Source organism: Streptomyces sp. NPDC058289 (assembly GCF_042880975.1).
GTDB lineage: Bacteria > Actinomycetota > Actinomycetes > Streptomycetales > Streptomycetaceae > Streptomyces > Streptomyces stoeckheimensis.
Genome location: NZ_JBHVYI010000201.1, coordinates 1 through 2,117, shown reverse-complemented (window position 1 = coordinate 2,117; position 2,117 = coordinate 1). Strand labels below are relative to the sequence as shown.

The window sequence follows — 2,117 nt, the reverse complement described above, 5'->3', positions numbered from 1 at the left end:
CAACGTTCTCTGGGCCATGCTCCGCGACGGAGCGTGCTACCAGCCCGCACCATCAGCCACGCAGACGGCTTGACATCCCTATTGGGAAGTTCTTTATCTACCAAGATCTTCCGGGCTTGCCGATGGCCTTGAGGGTCTCGGGTCGTTTGACGGTTTTGCCGACGTCGTAGCGGGGTGCCCGGTATTTGTTTTTGGCGCCGGGTGGCCGTCCGGGGCCGGAGCCTCGGGGTTTGGGAACACGGGCCGGGCAGGCGAGGTGAGCGCGGATGTTCCGAAACCCCCGGCGGACCCGAGCCGGGGTGAGCCGATCGGAGGCGGTGGGCTTCTCCCAGGGCCGACGGAGGTCCGCGGCGAGTGGCCGGGCGAGTCGGAGCTGGGTGTGGGCGACGATCAGGATCCAGGTCCAGCGGTCCGCCGCATCAGGGATGCGGAGTTTCGGGGTGGTCCAGCCGAGTGTCTGCTTCACGAAGCGGAAGGTGTGCTCCAGGTCGAAGCGGCGGAGAAACGCCTGCCAGAAGCGGTCGACATCGTCGGGGGTGGCGCCGATCTTGGAGGACCATAACCACACCGGCGGAGCATCTCGTTCCTTGGAAAGGTGCTCTACCTTCAGGCGGATCAGCGTTCCCTCAACCAAGGGCAGTTCGCCGTCGTGGTCGAGCCAGGAGGAGCGGTGGGTGAGTCGGGGGGTGGACCCGGTCCCATGCCTGGGTTTCGGCTTTGCCGTAGTTGGTGGTGTCGGTGACCGTGGTGATCGCGGGCTCGGGCCAGGTCTCCGGCTTGGTGAAGCGGAACTCGGGGCCATGCTTGGGCGGCCGGCCATTGACGCCGTGCATCCTCGGTGGCTTCGGCAGCCGCATCACGCGGTCGGACCGGACCCGTCCGACCAGCTCGACCGGCAGGTCACGCAGGACCCAGGCCAGGCGGGTGACGTCGTAGCTGGCATCGCTGACGATCACGATGGCCGGGTCCCCGGCCTGCCACTGCCCCGCGGTGATGAGTCGTTCAACGACTCCTCGGAGCTGATCGGCGGTGATCGCGGTCGCGTCGTCGACCGGGCCGAGCCGGACCGCGTCCAGGATCGCGGTCCAGGACGTGGCACCCGGCTCCAGCACGGCCACGAAGGAATAGGGCCAGCCCAGGATGAACTGCGAGGCCGTCTTCGCGCGCCCGTAGACGTGGCAGAACAGCCGCTCCGCTGAGCACGGCGCGTCCGAGCGGAGCCACGGTGACACATCGACCGCCAAGACCAGGCGTCCGCCGTCGAACCGCGGCAAGGGCAGCCCTGCCAGCAGCGTCCGTAGCCGGTCGACGTCGATCCGGCCGCGGTTCAAGCCGCCGTACATTGCTCCGTGCCCGCGACGATGCTCGGGCAGAAGGGTCAAGTCCACCGGGGACTTCACCGCCCCATCGGCACACAGCACCGCGTCCACCAACTCGAACAGTTCGTCGCGCCGAGCGGTCAGACACTCGTAGAACTCGCCCCGGAAGCGTGACGCCTCCGCGAACGCTTCCCTCCGAACAGCATCAGGCAGCAGACTCACCCTCACGGCCTTCGTCGGGGTCACGTGCACCTTGGTCGGAGCACATGATCAGACGAAGGCCGCCCCCCATGTCCGGCGATTCTCCATGTGAGCGACTCAGTTCGAGGCGCCCTTCGAGGGGACCCGAACCTCAAGCGAGTCCCTACCACCCCATGTTCTTGGCCACCTCGGCCTGGGCTGCGGCGATCTCTTCACCGGTGGACTCGATGATGTCCACCTCCTCCAGGCGTGCCAGCAGGTCTGCGAGAGCCTGCTTCTGAGCCGGGTGCGTGATCGGTACGGTGTTCAGGTCGGTGCTCATCAGCCAGTCGAACAGCACGATCGCGTCAGCACGCCACAGGCGGAGATCGACGGTTGGTGTAGACCCCCAGGGGAACCCAGTTTCCATGTGAGCATCTTGCCAGGTCAGCGCGCTGTGGCGCGTCACAGATCAACGGTGACGCGGCTGCCTGCCCAACCTTCGGCGTCGAGGCCGGAAGAAAAAGAACTTCCCAATAGGGATGTCAAGCCGTCTGCGTGGCTGATGGTGCGGGCTGGTAGCACGCTCCGTCGCGGAGCATGGCCCAGAGAACGTTG

At 66.5% G+C, this 2,117-nt stretch carries 1 protein-coding gene and 1 pseudogene; both read right to left on the bottom strand.

From position 1 onward, the window contains the following. Positions 1-97 precede the first annotated feature (97 nt). A pseudogene (locus tag ACFVX6_RS40815) lies at positions 98-1,541 on the bottom strand (NF041680 family putative transposase). 142 nt (positions 1,542-1,683) lie between these two features. Continuing rightward, positions 1,684-1,929 carry a hypothetical protein gene (locus ACFVX6_RS40810; RefSeq protein ID WP_285574222.1) on the bottom strand — a complete coding sequence of 82 codons (246 nt, stop codon included), beginning with the start codon at positions 1,927-1,929 and terminating at the stop codon, positions 1,684-1,686. Between the last annotated feature and the right edge of the window lie 188 nt (positions 1,930-2,117).

Coding starts and splice junctions, on each gene's coding strand:
- ACFVX6_RS40810 (WP_285574222.1), bottom strand. CDS start 1,929: ATGGAAACTGGGTTCCCCTGGGGGTCTACACCAACCGTCGATCTCCGC.